Genomic DNA, 19,975 nt, shown 5'->3' on the forward strand with positions numbered 1-19,975 from the left:
CGCACGCGAAGGTTCAGCCGGGGAAGACACCCGTGGAAAGATATCGGTCACCGCGATCACACACGATCGACACGATCACCGCGTTCTCGAGCCTAGCGGCGATGCGCAGTGCGACATGCATTGCGCCGCCCGAGGAGATCCCGGCAAAGATGCCTTCCTCGCGCGCCAGGCGGCGGGTCATTTCCTCGGCCTCGGCCTGGCTGACCGGTTCCAGGCGGTCGACCCGGGGGCGCTCGAAAATCTTCGGCAGATAGGCCTCGGGCCATTTGCGGATGCCCGGGATCTGCGAACCCTGCTCGGGCTCGCAACCGACGATGCAGATTTCCGGGTTCTTTTCCTTGAGAAAGCGCGACACGCCCATGATGGTGCCGGTCGTTCCCATCGAACTGACGAAATGGGTCACACGGCCGCCGGTCTGCTCCCAGATTTCCGGGCCGGTCCCTTCATAGTGCGCGAGCGGATTGTCCGGATTGGCAAACTGATCGAGGATGATTCCCTTGCCTTCGTCGCGCATGCGCTCGGCGATGTCGCGCGCCATCTCCATCCCCCCCGAAGTGGGAGTGAGCACCAGCTCGGCGCCGAAGGCCCGCATCGTCTGGCGGCGCTCGACACTCTGGTTCTCTGGCATCACCAGGACCATGCGGTAGCCGCGCATCGCCGCCGCCATCGCCAGGGCGATGCCGGTGTTGCCGCTGGTGGCCTCGATCAGGGTGTCGCCCGGCCGGATGTCGCCACGCTGCTCGGCGCGCACGATCATCGATAGTGCCGGGCGGTCCTTCACCGAGCCGGCCGGGTTGTTGCCTTCGAGCTTGGCCAGGATGATGTTGTTGCGACCGGCGGCGATGCGCTTGAGCCTCACCAGCGGAGTGTGTCCGACGTACTCTTCTAGCGTCCTGAATTCCATGTATCTCGCTCTTCGCGTTGGGTTGTGCTGCCGCAGCCGGGGGGCGGCGTTTACGGCGTGAGGTCGAACTCTTCCGTGCGCCGCGGAGGGTAGGTTTCCCAGCCGCCGCAAGCCGGGCAGCGCCAGTGAAACTGGCGCGCCTTGAAACCGCAAGCATCGCAGCGGTAGCGCGCCACCCGGCGGGTGTGCCCGTGAATAAGCTGTTTGACCAGTTCGATGTCGCCGCGTTGTTCGGCCGGTGCGGCCAGCACGGCGGCCTCGAGCAGCTTGTCCAGTCCGAGCAGGGTCGGATTGCGGCGCAGTTCCTCGCGCACCAGGCCGTATGCGGCGCGAGGGCCGGCCTTTTCCATTTCCCAGTGAAAGAGCTCATCGAGCAAATCCAGCGAGGCGTGCGCGGACAGCCACGCGCGCAGCAACTGGTGCCCCTCATCCACCCGGCCGAGCCGGCCATAGGCGTCCATCACGCGCTCCGCCACCAGTGCCAGGTAAACCGGATCCTGGCTCTCGATCCGCTTCCAGGCTTCGAGCGCGTCCTCGTCGTGGCCGCGGGCCGCGAGCAGATCGCCAAGAAGCAGGCTCGCCCGCACACTGCGCCGGTTCACCTCGAAAGCGTGCTCCAGGTGGGTTCGTGCTTCGTCGTGACGGGAATTCGCCAGGGCGCCGGCAGCGAGCTCGCAATGAAAGTTCGCCACTTCGGTGCGCCACATCACGCTTTCATGTGCGGGCAGGGCCTGCGCCACCTCGATCGCCTTCGCCCAGTCTTTTTCCTGCTGATAGATTTCGAGCAGGTAGCCGAGCGCGACCTCATTCGCCCGCGTACCGCGCAGCCTGACGAAAACCGCCTCGGCACGGTCGAGCAGACCCGCTTTCAGGAAATCCTGCCCAAGCTCGCCGAGCGCCTGCAGGCGCTGCTCTTCGGAGAGATCCTCGCGGTCGACCAGGAGCTGGTGCATGCGGATCGCGCGATCGGTTTCGCCGCGGCGGCGGAACAGACTCCCGAGGGCGAAGTGGAGCTCGATCGTCTGGGGATCGATGCGCACGGCCTCGACGAAAGCGTCGATCGCCTTGTCGGGCTGCTCGTTGAGGAGGAAGTTGAGTCCGGTGAGATAGGACCGGGGCAGCGAGCGCGACTCCTGCACCACCTGGCGGATGTCGATGCGCGCCGCAAGCCAGCCCAGGGCGAAGAACAGCGGCAGCGCAAGCAGCCACCAGAATTCGATTTCCATGGTGCTCAGGAGGTCGACAGTCGGCTGTCGCCGGCCGGAGCAGGTGCAGGCGAATCGCTCCGGTCGCGCTCGGCGCGCTCAAGCTGGCGGCGCAGACGCGAAATCTCGCGACGCAGGCGGATCAGCGATGCCAGCGTGGCGGTGACCCCGAGCAGGGCGCCCGCGGCAAAACTGAGCAGTATGACGAAGACCAGCGGTAGTTGCCACTGCCCGCCGAAATAGAAATTCAGGGTAGCGAGGTGGTCGTTCTTGATCGCGAACCCGAACAGCAGGAAGAACAGCAACAGGCGGATGGACCAGATGATTGCGCGCATGGCCGGCATTATCTCCGAGCGGTGAGCAAAAAAGAAGGCGGCCGCAGCCGCCTTCCATTATTGCCTGTAAAACCGATTGCCGCGTGCTCAGCTTTCGCCGAGATCGACCCGCTCGCGCAACTCCTTGCCCGCCTTGAAGTGCGGGACGTATTTTTCCGGCACCAGAACCTTGTCGCCGGATTTCGGGTTGCGTCCCACGCGGGGCGGCCGATAGTTCAGCGCGAAACTTCCGAACCCGCGGATCTCGATGCGATCGCCACGCGCCAGGGCATCGACCATCGCATCGAGGATCATCTTGACCGCGTAATCGGCATCTTTTGCGACCAGTTGCGGAAAACGCTCCGCAAGCTGGGCGATCAGCTCCGATTTGGTCATGATCGTCCGGATTACTGCTTCTGCTCGTTCAGCTTGGCCTTGAGCAGGGCACCGAGGTTGGTGGTGCCGGAGGCGGCAGCGCTCTCGGAAGCGAGCTTGTTCATCGCCTCGGACTGTTCGACCTGGTCCTTGGCACGGATCGACAGGCTGATCGAGCGGGTCTTGCGATCGACGTTGATCACCAGAGCCTCGACTTCATCACCTTCCTTGAGCATCGTGGTGAGGTCGTCGACACGGTGCGGAGCGGCTTCGGACGCACGCAGGTAGCCTTCGACGTCGTCACCCAGCGCGATCACCGCACCACGCGCTTCGACCGACTTCACCGTACCGCGCACGAGGCTGTTCTTCTCGTGAGTGGCGATGAAGTTGGTGTACGGATCGCCTTCGAGCTGTTTGATCCCCAGCGAGATGCGCTCGCGCTCGACGTCGATCGCCAGCACCACGGCCTCGACTTCGTCGCCCTTCTTGAAGCGGCGCACGGCGTCCTCGCCGGACTCGCTCCACGACAGGTCGGACAGGTGCACCAGGCCGTCGATGCCGCCTTCCAGGCCGATGAACACGCCGAAGTCGGTGATCGACTTGATCTGGCCGCGGACCTTGTCGCCCTTCTTGTGGTTGATGGCGAAATCGTCCCACGGGTTGGACATGCACTGCTTCATGCCGAGCGAGATGCGGCGACGGTCTTCGTCGATCTCGAGGATCATCACTTCGACTTCGTCGCCCAGCTGGACGACCTTGGTCGGGTGGATGTTCTTGTTGGTCCAGTCCATTTCGGACACGTGGACGAGGCCCTCGATGCCCTGCTCGACTTCGACGAAGGCGCCGTAATCGGTGATGTTCGTGACCTTGCCGAACAGGCGGGTGCCCTGCGGGTAGCGGCGGGCGATGCCGACCCACGGGTCTTCGCCGAGTTGCTTGAGACCGAGCGAGACGCGGTTCTTTTCCTGATCGAACTTGAGCACCTTGGCTTCGATCTCGTCACCGACGTTGAGCACTTCCGACGGGTGACGCACGCGGCGCCAGGCCAGGTCGGTGATGTGCAGCAGGCCGTCGATGCCACCGAGGTCGACGAACGCGCCGTAGTCGGTGATGTTCTTGACGATCCCCTTGATGACGGTGCCTTCCTTCAGGTTGGCGAGCAGCTTCTCGCGCTCTTCGCCCATCGACTCTTCGAGCACGGCGCGGCGCGACACGACGACGTTGTTGCGCTTGCGGTCGAGCTTGATGACCTTGAATTCGAATTCCTTGCCTTCGTACGGCGTGGTGTCCTTGACCGGACGCATGTCGACCAGCGAGCCCGGCAGGAAAGCACGGATGCTGTTGGTCATGACGGTCAGGCCACCCTTGACGCGGCCGGTGATCACGCCCTTGACCAGGGAGCCTTCGTTGAGCGCCTTCTCGAGGTCGTTCCAGGCGGCGATGCGCTTGGCCTTGTCGCGCGACAGGCGGGTCTCGCCGTAGCCGTCTTCGAGGGCGTCGATGGCGACGTGGATGAAGTCGCCCACATTGACTTCGAGCTCGCCGCGGTCGTTGCGGAACTCTTCGATGGGCACATAGCTTTCGGACTTCAGGCCGGCGTTGACGACGACGAAGTTCTGGTCGATGCGCACGACTTCGGCGGTGATGACTTCACCGGTGCGCATTTCCTGGAGGGCGAGGCTTTCCTCGAAGAGGGCGGCAAAGCTTTCTTCGAAGGAGGGGGTGGCGTTGGACATAGGGCTAGGGATCCGGCACCGCCGTGGGGCGGCCAATAAAGTTGGTTCAAGAAAAAACGCGCCGGAGCCCACGCTCCCGCGCGATTGCGTCAGCCCGCCGCTTCGCCGCTCGCCCGCACGAGATCGAGCACGAAGGCGACAGCCTGCTCGACATTCCGTGCGGTCGTATCGAGCAGCACCGCGTCGGGCAACTTCAGCAAGGGCGCAACCGGACGGGCGGCATCGCGCGCATCCCGTTCCAGAAGATCCTTCAGAAGATTTTCCATGTTAGCAGTCGATCCCTTTTCGATCAACTGCTTATAGCGGCGTTCGGCCCGCGCTTCGGCCGAGGCGGTGAGAAATACCTTGATGCCGGCGTCGGGAAAGACCACCGAGCCCATGTCCCGCCCTTCGGCCACCAGGCCGGGAGCCGCGCGGTAGTCACGCTGACGATCGAACAGCGCCGCCCGCACTGCGGCCAGCACCGCCACTTTGGACGCACCGACCGAGCATGCCTCGGAACGGATCTCGTCGGTGACGTCCTCGCCGGAGAGCCGCACCCGCCCCCCTTCGAAAGACGCCGGCAGGGCCGCGGCCAGCACCGCGACTGCGCTCTCGTCGTCCAGCGGAACGCCGGCGCGCATCGCCGCCAGCGCGACCAGCCGGTACAGCGAGCCGCTGTCGAGATAGTGCCAGCCCAGCGCTGCGGCGACGCGCGCCGCCACCGTACCCTTGCCGGACGCCGACGGGCCGTCGATCGCCAGCACCGGCACCGGCCTCGCAACCTGTGCGAACGCATCGAAATAACCCGGGAACGTCTTGTTCACGCACTTCGGGTCGTTGATACGCACACGCGCCCCCCCCAGGCTCGCCAGCGAGAAGCACATCGCCATGCGGTGGTCGTCGTAGGTGTCAATTGCCGCCGGGCGCAGACGCGCCGGACCGGATACGGCCAGGTAATCCGCCCCCTCCTCGACCTCGGCGCCAAGCTTGCGCAGCTCCGTGGCCATCGCCGCGATGCGGTCGGTTTCCTTCACCCGCCAGCTCGCGATGTTGCGCAGCCGGCACGGGCCGTCGGCGAACAGCGCCGCCACCGCCAGCGTCATCGCCGCATCCGGGATGTGGTTGAGATCGAGATCGAACGCCTTCAGCACCCCGTTCTCGGGTGCCGCAGCCTCGATCCAGTTGTCGCCCATGGAGATCTTCGCGCCGAGTTGCCCGAGCGCCTCGGCAAAGCGCACGTCCCCCTGGATGCTGCTGCGCCCCACGCCTTCGACGCGCACCGGACCGCCGCCGATGGCGCCGGCGGCAAGGAAGTAGGAGGCCGAGGAGGCGTCGCCTTCGACGAACACCACGCCGGGGCTGCGGTAGCGCGCCCCGCCGGGCACCACGAAGCGCTCCCAGCCGTGCTGCTCGACCTCGACGCCGAAACGCGCCATCAGCTCGAGCGTGATCCGGACGTAGGGCTTGGAGATCAGCTCGCCGACCACTTCGAGGGTGGTTTCCACTCCGGTCAGCGGCAGCGCCATCAGCAGCGCGGTAAGGAACTGGCTGGAGACGTCGCCCCGCACCTTGACCACACCGCCGGGGCGAATCTGCGCCGGCTTCACCTCCAGCGGAGGATATCCTTCGCTCGATGTACAGGTGATGTCGGCGCCGAGCTGGCGCAGCGCATCGACGAGGTCGCCGATCGGGCGCTCATGCATGCGCGCCACTCCGGACAGGCGGTACTCGCCACCGGACAGCGCGAGCGCCGCAGTCAAGGGGCGAAACGCGGTGCCGGCGTTGCCGAGGAAGAGCTCGGCGGCCTTCACCGGGAAGGGCCCGCCAACGCCGCGCACGCGATAGTTCAGCGTGTCGCCGCCGCGCTGCCAGTGCACGCCGAGTACGTGCAGCGCCTCGAGCATGCGCTCGACATCATCCGAGAGCAGCAGGTCGCGGATCTCGGTCTCGCCTTCGGCCAGCGCCGCCAGCAAAAGCACGCGGTTGGAGATGCTCTTCGAGCCCGGCAGGCGGACCCTGCCGGCGGCGCCCAGCATCGGGGGCAGGTCGAGAAATTCCATCGTCGCCTCTCAAAAACGGAGCCGGCGGCATCGCGCCGCCTTCCCCAATCCAGTCAATTCGCCTCCCCGTGCGGGAGATCGTCGCGCGCCCCCGGAGCTACTCCGCGGTCTGCACCGGCAAGCCGTCGGCCCAGGCATTGCGCGCGCGCCGTGCGCGCTCGAACACCGCCTCCAGGCCGGGACCGTCGCCCACGGCGAGCAGGCCGCGCAGCTGCGCGAGCTCGGCGAGGTAGGCATCGAGCTCGTCGAGCAGGGCCGCCCGGTTGGCCACGCAAATGTCACGCCACATCTCCGGGTGGCTGCCGGCGATACGGGTGAAGTCGCGAAAGCCGCTCGCCGCGTGCGAGAACAGCAAGGGGGCGTTCGGGCGGCGGGCGAGATCATCGACCAGGCCGAAAGCGAGCAGGTGCGGCAAATGGCTCACCGCGGCGAAGACACGGTCGTGATCCTGCGGACTCATCTCGACCACTCCCGCCCCGCAGGCCTCCCACGCCGCGCGCACTTTCGCCACCGCCTCCGGCCGGCTTTCGGGCAAGGGGGTCAGCACCACCTTGCGATCGACGTAGAGCTCGGCGAACGCCGCCTCCACTCCGCTCTTTTCAGCTCCGGCAATCGGGTGTGCCGGCACCACGTCGGCCAGGCGATGCCCCAGGTGGCGGTGGACAGCGTCGATCACATCGCGCTTCGTGCTGCCTGCATCGGTCACGATCGTGCCCGGTTGCAGGTGGGGCGCCATCGCCGCCATGATCGCATCCATCTGCCCCACCGGAGCGGCGATCAGCACCAGCTCGGCGCCGTCGAGGGCATCGGCCCAGCCATCGGCAATCGCGTCGATTACCCCGAGCGCGCGCGCGCGCCCGAGCGGTTCGCGGCTGCGGCCGACGCCCACAATCGGGCCGACCGCCCCGGCGCGGCGCAGCGCGAGTGCGAACGACGCGCCGATGAGGCCGACGCCGCAGACGACGAGCTTGCCGATCAAGGTCATGCCCTTCTCCCGTTCAAGCCAGCGCCTGGCGTAGCGCCTCGATGAAGCGGGTGTTCTCTTCGGGCAGGCCGATCGACACCCGCAGCCAGTGCGGCATGCCGTAGGCGGCGATCGGGCGCACGATGACCCCCTGGCGCAGCAGCGACTGGTTGACACCGATCGCATCGCCAACCTTGAAGGTGACGAAGTTGCCCGCCGAAGGAATCCATTCCAACCCCATCGCCGCGAACGCCTCGGTGAGCTGCGCCATGCCGCGACGGTTGAGTTCGGCGCTGCGCGCGATGAACTCCTCGTCGCCGAGCGCGGCCTCGGCCGCGGCCAGGGCGATGCTGGACACATTGAAAGGCTGGCGCACGCGGTTCATCAGATCGGCAACGTCGGGGTGGGCGACCGCATACCCCACGCGCAACCCCGCCAAGCCGTAGGCCTTGGAGAACGTGCGCGACACCAGCAGGTTGGGAAACCGTTCCAGCCAGCCGATCGAGTCGTAGCGCTGCTCGGGCGCCAGGTATTCCGTATAGGCCTCGTCGAGCACGACCAGCACGTGACCGGGGATCTGGCCGAGGAAGGCCTCGAGCGCCGCACCGGAGACGAACGTGCCGGTGGGATTGTTCGGGTTGGCGATGAACACCACCCGCGTCTGCGGCGTGACTGCCGCGGCCATCGCATCGAGATCGTGGCCGAAGTTCCGTGCCGCAACTTCGATGCCGTGCGCCCCACGGGCGTTGGTCGCGAGCGGATAGACCGCGAACGCATGCCGCGAATAGACCGCGGACAAGCCCGGAGCGAGGAAGGCGAGCGTCACCAGTTCGAGGATGTCGTTCGAGCCGTTGCCGACCACCAGCTGCTCGGGTTTCACGCCGAAACGGCGGCACAGCGCAGCCTTCAGCGCGAAAGCGCCGCCATCCGGGTAGCGCCCCAGATCGGCGACCGCGGCGTGCACGGCATCGCGCGCCTGCGCGCTCATTCCGAGCGGATTTTCATTGGAGGCGAGCTTGACGATGTTCGCTTCCTCGATCCCCATTTCGCGCGCGAGCTCGGAAATCGGCTTGCCGGGCTGGTAGGGCATGATCGAGCGGATGTAATCGGGCGCCAGGCTGGCAATGCTCATGTGGTCTTCTCCTTGTCTTTGGACGACGGCTCCGGCAGTTGCCGGGATGGCCGAAAACACGTTGGCTGACACTGAATGGAAGGCGATCCGGCGCGCGCGCGAGAAAATGCAGGGCCGCCCCAAGTTTTCTTGCCCCCTGAGTTCTTGCCCCCCGAGGGGGGCGGAAACGGCAAAGCCGTTTCCCGGCAGCGCTCAGATGGCCGCCACCGGATAGGAGCCGATCACCTTGACGAACGCGGCCCGCTCGTTCAGCTCCTGGAGGGCCGCGGCCACGGCCGGGTCTTCGCGGTGGCCGTTGATGTCGGCATAGAACACGTATTCCCACAGCCCCGAACGCGCCGGCCGCGACTGCAGCTTGGTCATATCCACGCCGTGGCGGGCGAGCGGCTCGAGCAGGCCGTGGATCGCCCCCGGGCGATTCGGCGTGGAAAACACCAGCGAGGTGCGGTCCTGCCCCGAAGGCCCGGCATCGTGCTCGGCGATGATCAGGAAGCGGGTGGTGTTGTTCGGATCGTCCTCGATGTTCGGCGCGAGGATGTTCAGCCCGTACAGGCGCGCCGCGGCCTCGCCGGCAAGCGCGCAGGACTCCGGATCTTCCGACGCCAGCCGCGCGGCCTCGGCATTGCTCGCCACCGGAATGCGCGGCAGGTGCGGCAGGTTGCGGTTGAGCCATTCGTGGCACTGCGCCAGCGACTGCGCGTGCGAGTAGATGCGCCGCGCGGCACCGATGCCTTCGGCGCGCGACATCAGCTGCTGATGGATGCGCAGCCGCACTTCGCCGCACACCCGGAGCGGGTTGGTGAGCAACAAGTCGAGGGTGCCGCCGACCGCGCCTTCGGTCGAATTTTCCACCGGCACCACGCCGTAGTCGGCGTTGCCCGCCTCGACCGCGCGGAACACGTCTTCGATCGCCGCCATCGGCATGAACTCCGGGGCGGAACCGAAATGCTTGCGGCTAGCGCTCTCCGAGAAGGTCCCCGCCGGTCCGAGGTAGGCGACACGCAGCGGATGCTCGAGGGCGAGGCAGGCCGACATGATTTCGCGGAAGATGGTCTTCACCGCATCGCCCGGCAAGGGCCCCGGGTTGAGGTCGGCCAGGCGGCGCAGCACCTGGGCTTCGCGGTCGGGACGGTAGAACATGTTGCCCCGCTTGATCTCGCCCACCCGTTGCGCACAGCGCGCGCGCGTGGCCAGACGGGCAAGGATTTCCTCGTCGAGGTGGTCGATCTCGTTACGCAGTTTCAGCAGTTCGTCACTCATGCTCGGCCTCTGGCCCTCTTCAAAATCAGCCCTTCCCGACTCGGTGCGCCCATCCGTCCGCCCCGCCCGCTCAGGCTTTCCTTGCGGCGAAATCGCGCATGAAATCCACCAGCGCCTGCACTCCGGCGAGCGGCATCGCGTTGTAGATCGAGGCGCGCATGCCGCCGACCGACTTGTGGCCCTTCAGCTGCACCAGCCCGGCCGCCTTCGACTCGGCGAGGAAGGCCTCGTCGAGCGCCCCGTCCTTGAGGAAGAAAGGCACGTTCATGCGCGAACGGCAGATCGGGTCGACGCGATTCTCGTAGAAATCGCTGCCATCGAGGAAGTCGTACAGCAGCTTCGCCTTGGCGATGTTCTGCGCCTCGATCGCGGCCACCCCACCCTGGCGCTTGAGCCACTGAAACACCAGCCCGGCGATGTAGATCGCGTAGGTGGGCGGGGTGTTGTACATCGAGCCGTTGTCGGCGACCGTCCGGTAGTCGAAGGCGCTCGGGCAGTGCGGCATCGCGCGCCCGAGCAGGTCCTCGCGCACGATCACGATCGTGAGCCCGGCCGGGCCGATGTTCTTCTGCGCACCGCCGAAAATGAGGCCGTACTTCGACACGTCGATGACGCGCGACAGGATGTGGGAGGACATGTCGGCCACCACCGGCACTTCGCCGCGGCCGATCTGCGAGAGGTCCGGCGCGAAGGGGTACTCGACGCCGCCGATGGTCTCGTTGGTGCAGGTGAAGACGTAGGCCGGGTCGGCCGACAGTTTCCACTCGGCCATCGCCGGCACGGTGGTGAAGCCGCTCGCCTCGGACGAGGCGGCGATGTTCACCTCGGCGTATTTGCGCGCCTCCTTCTGCGACTTCTGCGTCCACGCGCCGGTGACCACATAGTCGGCCACGCGCTTGCCGCCCATCAGGTTGAGCGGGATGATCGCGTTCTCGGCAATCGCCCCGCCCTGCATGAACAGGATGCGGTAATTGGCTGGCACCGCGAGCAGCTCGCGCAGGTCGGCTTCGGCCTGCGCGGCGATGGCGGTGAACTCCTTGCCGCGATGGCTCATCTCCATCACGCCCATGCCCGAACCGTGCCAGTCGAGCATCTCCTCGGCGGCCTGGCGCAGCACTGCCTCGGGCAGCACCGCCGGGCCGGCGCTGAAATTCCACACGCGACTCATCGAGCTTCTCCTTCCTCGCCGGCGGCCGGGGCCTCGCCCTCGCCGCCCTCACCCGCCGCAACCGGCGCATCGCCGTCGGCGGCCTCGCCGTTGGTGCGCATGCTCTCGTCCGATTCGGACTCCGCGACCTTCTCGATGCTGGCGAGGAAGGTGCCCTCGTCGAGGTTGATCAGGGTCACGCCCTGGGTCGAGCGCCCCATTTCGCGGATACTTTCGACCCGGGTGCGGATCAGCACCGCACCGGTGGAGATCAGCATCACCTCATCGCTCGGCTCGACCAGCACGGCGCCGACGAGCTTGCCGTTGCGATCGGAAGTCTGGATCGCGATCATGCCCTTGGTGCCGCGACCGTGGCGGGTGTATTCGGCCACCGGGGTGCGCTTGCCGTAGCCGTTCTCGGTCGCGGTCAGCACCGACTGGGTTTCGTCCTTGGCCACCAGCATCGCGATCACGCGCTGCCCTTCCTCCAGCGTCATGCCACGCACGCCGCGCGCATCGCGCCCCATCGGACGCACGTCGGTCTCGGAAAAGCGTACCGCCTTGCCGGCATCCGAGAACAGCATCACGTCGCACTGACCGTCGGTGATCGCGACCCCGATCAGGTGGTCGCCGTCGTCGAGGTTGACCGCGATGATGCCGGCCTTGCGCGGGTTGGAGAACGCGGTGAGCGCGGTCTTCTTGACCGTGCCTTCGGAAGTCGCCATGAACACGAAGTGCTCCTCGTCGAACTCCTTGATCGGCAGCACCGCGGTGATCTTCTCGCCCTCGACGAGCGGGAAGAGATTGACGATCGGCTTGCCGCGCGAGTTGCGCGTACCTTCGGGGACCTCGTACACCTTCAGCCAGTAGCAGCGCCCGCGACTGGAGAAGCACAGCACGGTGTCGTGGGTGTTGGCGACGAAGAGGTGGTCGATGAAATCCTCGTCCTTCATCGAGGTCGCCTGCTTGCCGCGCCCGCCACGGCGCTGGGCACGGTAATCGGCGAGCGGCTGGCGCTTGAAGTAGCCGGTGTGGGACAGGGTCACGACCATGTCTTCCGGCGTGATCAGGTCCTCGATGTTGATCTCGGCGGTGTTCATCACCAGCTCGGAGCGGCGCGGGTCGCCGAACTGGGTGCGCACCGCGGTCAGTTCCCCGACGATGATCGCGGTGATGCGCTCGGGACGGGCGAGGATGTCGAGCAGGTCGGTGATGACGTCCATGACCTCGCGGTATTCGCCGACGATCTTGTCCTGCTCCAGCCCGGTCAGGCGCTGCAGGCGCAGCTCGAGGATGGCCTGGGCCTGGGCCTCGGACAGGCGATAGCCCTGCGCCTGCAACCCATACTGCGGATCCAGCCCTTCCGGCCGGTAGCTGTCGGCCAGCGCGCGCGACAGCATCTCCTCGACCAGGGCCGAGCGCCACTCGCGCGCCATCAGCTCGCGCTTGGCATCGGCCGGCGTGGGCGCGGCCTTGATCAGGGCGATGATCTCGTCGACGTTGGACAGTGCCACCGCCAGGCCTTCGAGGATGTGGCCGCGATCGCGCGCCTTCCTCAGTTCGAAGATGGTGCGCCGGGTGACGACCTCGCGGCGGTGCTCGAGAAAGCACACCAGCATCTGCTTGAGGTTGAGCAGGCGCGGCTTGCCGTCGACCAGCGCCACCATGTTCATGCCGAAGCTGTCCTGCAGCTGAGTGTGCTTGAACAGCTTGTTGAGCACGACCTCGGGCATCTCGCCGCGCTTGAGCTCGATCACCAGGCGCATGCCCGATTTGTCCGACTCGTCGCGGATCTCGCTGATGCCCTCGATCTTCTTCTCGTTGACCAGCTCGGCCATGCGCTCCTGCAGGGTGCGCTTGTTCACCTGGTAGGGCAGCTCGTCGACGACGATGGCCTGGCGGTCGGTCTTGCCGATCGGCTCGAAGTGGGTGCGCGCGCGCATCACCACGCGGCCGCGGCCGGTACGGTAGCCCTCGCGCACGCCGGCGAGGCCGTAGATCAGGGCGGCGGTCGGGAAGTCGGGCGCCTGGACGATGTCGATCAGGGCCTCGATATCGGTTTCGGGCTCGGCGAGGAGCTTGAGGCAGGCGTCGACGATCTCGCCCAGGTTGTGCGGCGGGATGTTCGTCGCCATGCCGACCGCAATGCCGGAGGAGCCGTTGATCAGCAGGTTGGGGATGCGCGCGGGCATCACCAGCGGCTCCTTCTCCGAACCGTCGTAGTTCGGCCCGAAGTCCACCGTCTCCTTGTCGATATCGGCGAGCAGCTCGTGGCCGATGCGTGCCATGCGGATCTCGGTGTAACGCATCGCCGCGGCGTTGTCGCCGTCGACCGAGCCGAAGTTGCCCTGGCCGTCGACCAGCATGTAGCGCAGCGAGAAGTCCTGCGCCATGCGCACGATCGTGTCATAGACCGCGGTATCGCCGTGGGGGTGGTACTTGCCGATGACATCGCCGACGATGCGCGCGGATTTCTTGTAGGCGCGGTTCCAGTCGTTGGACAGCTCGTGCATCGCGAACAAGACGCGCCGATGTACCGGTTTGAGACCATCGCGCGCATCGGGCAGCGCCCGCCCCACGATCACGCTCATCGCGTAGTCGAGGTAGGAGTGGCGCATCTCCTCCTCGAGGCTGATCGGCAGGGTTTCCTTGGCGAACTGAGTCATTCTTGCGGGCGGGCTAGCCGCGAAAACCAAAACACGCAATGCTACCATGCGCCACCTGCCAGCGCCCTGCGCACCGGCGCCGCTCGCACACCGCACACGACCGCAGGCCCGGCGCCGGCGAGGCCGCGACGGCTTTTTCACCCAGTTTTTTCCGCGCCACCACCTCTTGAAGTCTGCGGGATCGCCCCAAGGTAAGCGCTTGTTTCGGATCAACAGGGAGTTAAACCGACATGCAGGACCCGAATCAGCTCAGCCAGAACGCCGCGCAGAACGAAACCGCCGCCCCCGAGCAACTGCCTGGCGATGCCGGACTCGAAGCCTGCGCCGCTGCTGTCGACACCGCCCCGGAAGGCGGCATCGACAGCATGCCCAGCCTCGAAGAAGCCTTGCGCCAGGCCGAACTCAAAGCCGTCGAGCATCACGATGCCTGGTTGCGCGCGAAAGCCGAAACCGAAAACGTGCGCCGCCGCGCCCAGGAAGACATCGCCAAGGCGTCCAAATTCGCCGCCGAAAAGTTCGCCGCCGCCATGCTGCCGGTGAAGGACAGCCTGGAAGCCGCGCTGGCGGTGGAAAAGCAGACGGCGGAAAAACTGCGCGAAGGCGTCGAATTGACCCTGAAGCAGTTGGTATCGGCCTTCGAAGGCGCGCACCTGGCCGAGGAAAATCCGCTCGGCCAGAAGTTCGACCCCAACAAGCACCAGGCGATCAGCGCGATCGAAGCCGACGCCGAACCCAATACGGTCGTCAACGTGCTGCAGAAAGGCTACCTGCTCAACGAACGCGTGATCCGCCCCGCCCTGGTCATGGTCGCCAAGGCCAAGGAGCAGTAAGCCGCCCGCTTTCGGCGCTGCGGGCGGGCATCCCTCGGATCGCGCCAAGAAAGTCCGGGCAGCACGCTTGAAAGTACCCCGGCGCACCCCATATTCGCTTCAAACCGGCGCACCGCTTGTGCGCCACACCGGATTCAGCTTCTAAAGGAAAAACACACATGGGCAAGATCATCGGCATCGACCTCGGCACCACCAACAGCTGCGTTTCCGTGATGGAAGGCGGCAAGCCGAAGGTCATCGAGAACTCCGAAGGCGCACGCACCACCCCGTCGGTGGTCGCCTACTCCGAAGACGGCGAGATCCTGTGCGGCGCTCCGGCCAAGCGTCAGGCGGTCACTAACGCCAAGAACACCCTGTTCGCGATCAAGCGCCTGATCGGTCGCCGCTTCCAGGAAAAGGAAGTGCAGAAGGACATCGACCTGATGCCCTTCACCATCTGCAAGGCCGACAACGGCGACGCCTGGGTTGAAGTTCGCGGCAAGAAGATCGCCCCGCAGCAGGTTTCGGCCGAAGTCCTGCGCAAGATGAAGAAGACCGCCGAAGACTACCTCGGCGAAGAAGTCACCGAGGCGGTCATCACCGTGCCGGCCTACTTCAACGACAGCCAGCGCCAGGCCACCAAGGACGCCGGCCGCATCGCCGGGCTGGAAGTCAAGCGCATCATCAACGAGCCGACCGCCGCGGCGCTGGCCTTCGGCATGGACAAGAAGCCGGGCGACTCCAAAGTCGCGGTGTATGACCTCGGCGGCGGCACCTTCGACATCTCGATCATCGAGATCGCCGACCTCGACGGCGAGCACCAGTTCGAAGTGCTGGCCACCAACGGCGACACCTTCCTCGGCGGCGAGGACTTCGACCAGCGCATCATCGACTACATCGTCACCGAGTTCAAAAAGGAACAGGGCGTCGACCTCAAGAACGACGTGCTCGCGCTGCAGCGCCTGAAGGAAGCGGCCGAGAAGGCCAAGATCGAGCTGTCCTCGAGCCAGCAGACCGACATCAACCTGCCCTACATCACCGCCGACGCCTCGGGCCCGAAGCACCTGAGCCTGAAGCTGACCCGGGCCAAGTTCGAATCCTTGGTCGAAGACCTCGTCGAGCGCTCGATCGAGCCCTGCCGCGTCGCCCTCAAGGATGCCGGCGTCAAGGTCGCGGACATCGATGACGTCATCCTCGTCGGCGGCCAGACGCGGATGCCGATGGTGCAGGAAAAAGTGAAGGCGTTCTTCGGCAAGGAGCCGCGCAAGGACGTCAACCCGGACGAAGCCGTCGCCGTCGGCGCCTCGATCCAGGGCGGCGTATTGCAGGGCGAAGTGAAGGACGTGCTGCTGCTCGACGTCACCCCACTGTCGCTGGGCATCGAGACCCTGGGCGGGGTAATGACCAAGCTGATCCAGAAGAACACCACGATCCCGACCAAGGCCTCGCAGGTGTTCTCCACCGCCGACGACAACCAGAACGCGGTCACCATCCACGTCTTGCAGGGCGAGCGCGAAATGGCCTCCGGCAACAAGAGCCTCGGTCAGTTCAACCTCTCCGACATTCCGCCGGCGCCGCGCGGCATGCCGCAGATCGAAGTCACCTTCGACATCGACGCCAACGGCATTCTGCACGTGTCGGCCAAGGACAAGGCCACCGGCAAGGAGAACAAGATCAAGATCCAGGCCAACTCCGGCCTCTCGGACGAGGAAGTCGAGCGCATGGTGCGCGACGCCGAGGCCCACGCCGAGGAAGACAAGAAGGCGCATGAACTGGTCGACGCCCGCAACCAGTGCGACGCCCTGATCCACTCGACCCGCAAGGCCCTCGGCGAGTACGGCGACAAGCTGTCCGAGGACGAGAAGTCGAAGATCGAGGGCGCGATCAAGGACGCCGAAGAAGCGATCAAGAGCTCGGACAAGGACACGATCGAAGCCAAGAGCCAGGCCCTGGCGATGGCGGCGCAGAAACTCGGCGAGCACATGTACGCCCAGGCCCAGCCCGAAGGCGGCGCCCAGGCCGAAAGCGGCAGCGGCAAGGCAGCCGATGCCGACGTGGTGGATGCCGAATTTACCGAAGTGAAGGACAAGAAGTAATCGTCGTTCTGGCGAACTCTTCGCGGCCGAGCCCCCGCCGGAGCCCTCTCCGGCGCCGGCTCGGCCTTTGCTTGATACCAGACTGAGCGAAGCACCATGTCCAAAAGGGATTACTACGAAATCCTCGGCGTCAATCGCGATGCCGGTGACGACGAAATCAAGAAGGCCTACCGCAAGCTGGCCATGAAGCACCATCCGGACCGCAATCCGGACAACAAGGGTGCCGAGGAGAAATTCAAGGAGGCCAAGGAAGCCTACGAGATTCTCTCCGACCCGCAGAAGAAGGCGGCCTACGACCGCTACGGCCACGCCGGCGTCGATCCTTCGATGGGCGCGGGTCCTGGGGCGCAGGGCTTTGAAGGCTTTTCCGATGCGTTCGGCGACATCTTCGGCGATCTCTTCGGCGGCAGACGCGGCGGCGGGCGCTCGAACGTTTATCGCGGCGCCGACCTGCGCTACAACCTCGAGATCACGCTCGAGGAAGCGGCACGCGGCGCGGAAAAGACGATCCGCATCCCCACCGTCGAGGAGTGCGGCACCTGTCACGGCAGCGGCGCCAAGCCCGGCACCCAACCCAAGCCCTGCCCGACCTGCCAGGGTCACGGCCAGGTGCGCGTGCAACAGGGCTTCTTCTCGATCCAGCAGACCTGCCCGAAGTGCCACGGCAGCGGCAAGATCATCCCCGACCCCTGCCGCGACTGCGGCGGTGCCGGCCGCGTCAAGAAACACAAGACGCTGGAAGTGAAGATTCCCGCCGGCATCGACGAAGGCATGCGCCTGCGCCATGCCGGCCACGGCGAGCCGGGCGTCAATGGCGGCCCGCCGGGCGATCTCTACGTCGAGATCCACATCCGCAAGCACGCGATGTTCGAGCGCGACCACGACGACCTGCACTGCGAGATGCCGATCAGCATCTCTACCGCAGCGCTCGGCGGCGAGATCGAAATTCCGACCCTGGAAGGCATGGCGCGCCTGAAGATTCCCGCCGAGACCCAGAGCGGCAAAGTCTTCCGCCTGCGCGGCAAAGGCATCAAGAACGTGCGCAGCCACGTCCACGGCGACCTGATGTGCCACGTCGTCGTGGAGACGCCGGTCAACCTGACCGAACGCCAGAAGGAGCTGCTGCGCGAATTCGAGGAAATCTCCAGCGGCAACGCCGACCGCCACAATCCGAAGGCGAAGTCGTGGATGGACAAGGTGAAGGACTTCTTCGCCACCTGAACGGACGACGGACGCGCTCGTGCGGACGGCCTCCGGCAGGCAGCGGCCCCGTTTCCGGCATGTTCCGGAAGCGGGGCCGCTGCGTTTGGCAGGGCGCGGTCGATCGCGGCATCGTGCCGCGCCGCAGACGCGCACCGCGGCACGGTGCCTCCCCGGCCCGCACTACCTCCGGATGCCGATCACGCTACCGGCCTGCTCCGGCCACGGCAGCATCCGCCGGGCTGCCAGCCAGGCCTCGGCGCGCGCCGCGACCTCGGGCGGGAAATCGGCGCCGCGCCGGGCCTCCATGTCGATGTGCATGACCATCAGCTCATTGGTCGCGGCAAGCCAGCCTTCCGACTCGTGGCGCATCTCGTGGAAGAGGTGGACGCGCTTGTGGTCTGCATCGAGGATCCGCGTACCGATCACATAGGGTTGGTCGCGGCCGATCTCGCGGACGTAATTGACGTGCATTTCGAGGACGAAGGTCGTGTGGCGACAGCGCGCACGGTAGTCGGCATCGAGGCCGAGCACATCGAGAAAGGCGTCGGTCGCCTGGTCGAAAGCCAGCACGTAGTAGGCCACATTCATGTGGCCGTTGTAGTCGATCCATTCCCCGCGCACCCTGCCATGCAGGGTGAATCCCGTTTCAGGGCGATGCGCTGCAGCGTTCATGCGGCGACACTCCGTCGGTGGTCAATCGGTGCCCCGGCAGAACCGGGGAGCGCTCAGGCTCGCCGCCAAGTCGTGCCCCCGGCGCCGTCCTCGAGGATCACGCCGGATTCGAGCAGCTCGGCGCGGATGCGGTCGGCCTCGGCGTAGTTCTTCGCTTTTTTCGCCGCGGCACGCTCGGCCACCTTCCCTTCGATGGCTTCGGCGTCGAGGCCGCCGGCATCGGGCGCGCCGGCCTGCAGGAAGGCCTGCGGGTCGCGCCCGAGCAGGCCGAGCACGGCGGCGAGCGCCTTCAACTGCGCCGCGAGCGCCGGCGAAGCGCTGCGGTTGACCTCGTTGGCGAGTTCGAACAGCACCGCCACCGCTTCGGCGGTATTGAAGTCGTCGTCCATCGCGGCGCGGAAGCGCTGCGCCGCCGGCTCACTCCAATCGAGCGCCGCGCCGTTGTCCGCCGGCACGTTCTTGAGTGCGGTATACAGCCGGGTGAGCGCGTTGCGCGCGTCCTCGAGGTGGGCATCCGAGTAGTTCAGCGCGCTGCGGTAGTGGGCGCGCAGGATGAAAAAGCGCACCACTTCAGGGTCGTACTTCTGCAGCACTTCGCGGATGGTGAAGAAGTTGCCGAGCGACTTCGACATCTTCTCGTCGTCGACGCGGACGAAGCCGTTGTGCATCCAGACATTGACGAAGGTGTGGCCGTGCGCCCCCTCGGACTGGGCGATCTCGTTCTCGTGGTGGGGAAACTGCAGGTCCATGCCGCCGCCGTGGATGTCGAAGTGCTCGCCGAGCAACTCCGAACTCATCGCCGAGCACTCGATGTGCCAGCCGGGACGGCCGGCCCCCCAGGGCGAGGCCCATTTGACTTCGTCCGGCTCCGCCGCCTTGGCGTGCTTCCACAGCACGAAATCGAGCGGGTCGTTCTTCTCCCCCGCCACATCGACGCGCTCGCCGGCGCGCAATTCGTCGAGCGACTTGCCCGAAAGCCGGCCGTAGCCGCCGAACTTGCGCACCGCGTAGCACACGTCGCGGTTGGCGGCGACGTAGGCCAGGCCCTTCTGCTCGAGGCGGCCGATCAGGCTCTGCATCTGGGCGATATAGTCGGTGGCGCGCGGCTCGAAATCAGGGCGCAGCACGCCGAGCGCATCGGCATCCTGGTGCATCGCGGCGATGAAGCGATCGGTCAGCGCGCGGATCGGCTCGCCGTTGTCCTGGGCGCGGCGGATGATCTTGTCGTCGATGTCGGTGATGTTGCGCACGTACGTCACGTCCATCCCGCTCGCCCGCAGCCAGCGCGCCACCATGTCGAACACCACCATCACGCGCGCATGGCCGAGATGGCAGTAGTCGTACACCGTCATCCCGCACACATACATGCGGACCTTGCCGGGTTCGATGGGAGTGAAGACTTCCTTGCTGCGCGCCAGGGTGTTGTAGATCGAGAGCATACGAGTCGACG

The 19,975-nt window shown here is 66.1% G+C and carries 16 protein-coding genes; 3 read left to right on the forward strand and 13 right to left on the reverse strand.

All coding sequences use genetic code 11. The features are described from left to right. Positions 1–13: 13 nt before the first annotated feature. The 11 genes from cysM to gyrA all read right to left on the reverse strand — a co-directional run bounded on the left by cysM (position 14) and on the right by gyrA (position 13,745). Positions 14–904 carry a cysteine synthase CysM gene (cysM, locus tag MXC99_RS08050; RefSeq protein ID WP_247724953.1) on the reverse strand — a complete coding sequence of 297 codons (891 nt, stop codon included), beginning with the start codon at positions 902–904 and terminating at the stop codon, positions 14–16. Positions 905–954: 50 nt separating this feature from the next. Then, positions 955–2,130, reverse strand: coding sequence for a lipopolysaccharide assembly protein LapB (gene lapB / locus MXC99_RS08055; RefSeq protein WP_247724954.1), 1,176 nt, complete (start codon positions 2,128–2,130; stop codon positions 955–957). 5 nt (positions 2,131–2,135) lie between these two features. Next, a complete protein-coding gene (locus MXC99_RS08060; protein ID WP_247724955.1) occupies positions 2,136–2,444 on the reverse strand; it encodes a LapA family protein in 309 nt (102 codons plus the stop codon). An 87-nt stretch (positions 2,445–2,531) separates the two neighbouring features. Beyond that, positions 2,532–2,819: an integration host factor subunit beta gene (locus MXC99_RS08065; protein ID WP_107220437.1), complete on the reverse strand. Its 288-nt coding sequence runs from the start codon at positions 2,817–2,819 to the stop codon at positions 2,532–2,534. 11 nt (positions 2,820–2,830) lie between these two features. Then, on the reverse strand, positions 2,831–4,534 hold the full coding sequence (gene rpsA, locus MXC99_RS08070; RefSeq protein WP_247724956.1) for a 30S ribosomal protein S1: 1,704 nt from the start codon (positions 4,532–4,534) through the stop codon (positions 2,831–2,833). An 89-nt stretch (positions 4,535–4,623) separates the two neighbouring features. Further along, positions 4,624–6,576, reverse strand: coding sequence for a bifunctional 3-phosphoshikimate 1-carboxyvinyltransferase/cytidylate kinase (locus tag MXC99_RS08075; protein WP_247724957.1), 1,953 nt, complete (start codon positions 6,574–6,576; stop codon positions 4,624–4,626). Positions 6,577–6,673: 97 nt separating this feature from the next. Beyond that, entirely contained in the window at positions 6,674–7,561 is an 888-nt protein-coding gene (locus MXC99_RS08080; protein ID WP_247724958.1) for a prephenate dehydrogenase, read from the reverse strand. Between the two features lie 13 nt (positions 7,562–7,574). After that, complete coding sequence (gene hisC, locus MXC99_RS08085; RefSeq protein WP_247724959.1) at positions 7,575–8,672, reverse strand: histidinol-phosphate transaminase; 1,098 nt, start codon at positions 8,670–8,672, stop codon at positions 7,575–7,577. Between the two features lie 192 nt (positions 8,673–8,864). Next, positions 8,865–9,932, reverse strand: coding sequence for a prephenate dehydratase (pheA, locus tag MXC99_RS08090; RefSeq protein WP_247724960.1), 1,068 nt, complete (start codon positions 9,930–9,932; stop codon positions 8,865–8,867). A gap of 70 nt (positions 9,933–10,002) precedes the next feature. After that, positions 10,003–11,100, reverse strand: coding sequence for a 3-phosphoserine/phosphohydroxythreonine transaminase (serC, locus tag MXC99_RS08095; RefSeq protein ID WP_247724961.1), 1,098 nt, complete (start codon positions 11,098–11,100; stop codon positions 10,003–10,005). Further along, positions 11,097–13,745 (reverse strand): DNA gyrase subunit A, encoded by a 2,649-nt coding sequence (gene gyrA, locus MXC99_RS08100; RefSeq protein WP_247724962.1) that lies wholly within the window; start codon positions 13,743–13,745, stop codon positions 11,097–11,099. Before gyrA ends, serC begins: the two co-directional genes overlap by 4 nt. A gap of 230 nt (positions 13,746–13,975) precedes the next feature. On the opposite strand from gyrA, the gene grpE reads away from it, so the two are divergent. From grpE to dnaJ, 3 genes are all read left to right on the forward strand, one after another. Next, positions 13,976–14,575, forward strand: coding sequence for a nucleotide exchange factor GrpE (gene grpE / locus MXC99_RS08105; RefSeq protein ID WP_247724963.1), 600 nt, complete (start codon positions 13,976–13,978; stop codon positions 14,573–14,575). Positions 14,576–14,691: 116 nt separating this feature from the next. Continuing rightward, complete coding sequence (gene dnaK, locus MXC99_RS08110) at positions 14,692–16,650, forward strand: molecular chaperone DnaK (protein WP_281257430.1); 1,959 nt, start codon at positions 14,692–14,694, stop codon at positions 16,648–16,650. Positions 16,651–16,746: 96 nt separating this feature from the next. Continuing rightward, complete coding sequence (gene dnaJ, locus MXC99_RS08115) at positions 16,747–17,871, forward strand: molecular chaperone DnaJ (protein ID WP_247724964.1); 1,125 nt, start codon at positions 16,747–16,749, stop codon at positions 17,869–17,871. Positions 17,872–18,033: 162 nt separating this feature from the next. On the opposite strand, the gene MXC99_RS08120 is transcribed toward dnaJ, so the two are convergent. After that, a complete protein-coding gene (locus tag MXC99_RS08120; protein ID WP_247724965.1) occupies positions 18,034–18,525 on the reverse strand; it encodes a thioesterase family protein in 492 nt (163 codons plus the stop codon). Between the two features lie 53 nt (positions 18,526–18,578). Then, on the reverse strand, positions 18,579–19,964 hold the full coding sequence (gene cysS / locus MXC99_RS08125) for a cysteine--tRNA ligase (RefSeq protein WP_247724966.1): 1,386 nt from the start codon (positions 19,962–19,964) through the stop codon (positions 18,579–18,581). Positions 19,965–19,975: the final 11 nt, after the last annotated feature.

Origin of the sequence: Thauera aromatica (assembly GCF_023093595.1) — a bacterium.
Taxonomy (GTDB): domain Bacteria; phylum Pseudomonadota; class Gammaproteobacteria; order Burkholderiales; family Rhodocyclaceae; genus Thauera; species Thauera aromatica_A.

Coding starts and splice junctions, on each gene's coding strand:
- MXC99_RS08065 (WP_107220437.1), bottom strand. CDS start 2,819: ATGACCAAATCGGAGCTGATCGCCCAGCTTGCGGAGCGTTTTCCGCAA.
- MXC99_RS08075 (WP_247724957.1), bottom strand. CDS start 6,576: ATGGAATTTCTCGACCTGCCCCCGATGCTGGGCGCCGCCGGCAGGGTC.
- dnaJ (WP_247724964.1), top strand. CDS start 16,747: ATGTCCAAAAGGGATTACTACGAAATCCTCGGCGTCAATCGCGATGCC.
- lapB (WP_247724954.1), bottom strand. CDS start 2,130: ATGGAAATCGAATTCTGGTGGCTGCTTGCGCTGCCGCTGTTCTTCGCC.
- rpsA (WP_247724956.1), bottom strand. CDS start 4,534: ATGTCCAACGCCACCCCCTCCTTCGAAGAAAGCTTTGCCGCCCTCTTC.
- MXC99_RS08120 (WP_247724965.1), bottom strand. CDS start 18,525: ATGAACGCTGCAGCGCATCGCCCTGAAACGGGATTCACCCTGCATGGC.
- gyrA (WP_247724962.1), bottom strand. CDS start 13,745: ATGACTCAGTTCGCCAAGGAAACCCTGCCGATCAGCCTCGAGGAGGAG.
- hisC (WP_247724959.1), bottom strand. CDS start 8,672: ATGAGCATTGCCAGCCTGGCGCCCGATTACATCCGCTCGATCATGCCC.
- cysS (WP_247724966.1), bottom strand. CDS start 19,964: ATGCTCTCGATCTACAACACCCTGGCGCGCAGCAAGGAAGTCTTCACT.
- MXC99_RS08060 (WP_247724955.1), bottom strand. CDS start 2,444: ATGCGCGCAATCATCTGGTCCATCCGCCTGTTGCTGTTCTTCCTGCTG.
- pheA (WP_247724960.1), bottom strand. CDS start 9,932: ATGAGTGACGAACTGCTGAAACTGCGTAACGAGATCGACCACCTCGAC.
- MXC99_RS08080 (WP_247724958.1), bottom strand. CDS start 7,561: ATGACCTTGATCGGCAAGCTCGTCGTCTGCGGCGTCGGCCTCATCGGC.
- cysM (WP_247724953.1), bottom strand. CDS start 904: ATGGAATTCAGGACGCTAGAAGAGTACGTCGGACACACTCCGCTGGTG.
- grpE (WP_247724963.1), top strand. CDS start 13,976: ATGCAGGACCCGAATCAGCTCAGCCAGAACGCCGCGCAGAACGAAACC.
- serC (WP_247724961.1), bottom strand. CDS start 11,100: ATGAGTCGCGTGTGGAATTTCAGCGCCGGCCCGGCGGTGCTGCCCGAG.